1 protein-coding gene is annotated in these 262 nt (G+C 40.5%); it reads left to right on the forward strand.

Annotated features, from left to right (window positions below; all coding sequences use genetic code 11):
- Nucleotides 1–32 precede the first annotated feature (32 nt).
- The coding region (locus ACX6CF_RS26260) for a hypothetical protein (protein ID WP_458788340.1) at nt 33–262 on the forward strand (230 nt) is incomplete at its 3' end.

The raw sequence follows: 262 nt of genomic DNA on the forward strand, positions 1-262 counted from the left end.
CTTTCAAAGTTATAGGGATTTTTGGAGGGAGAGTGAAAAAGTGGAAAAGACTGTATTTTGAAAAGCCTTTTCAAGTAACCTCCTTTACACACGCCCTTCCACATGTAAACAATATTCCCCCAGAAAGTCTTTTTTGTGAATTAATTAAACTTCCTCAATTTCACTTCTTTGGGCTATGTTTTGGCTCTCTTGAGAGCACACGTCGTGACTCCATGCACAGATGTAGCTGTGATGCCGTCTTCTGCTGTCCCCCCAAAAAAAA

This window comes from Vallitalea sediminicola, from assembly GCF_054408565.1.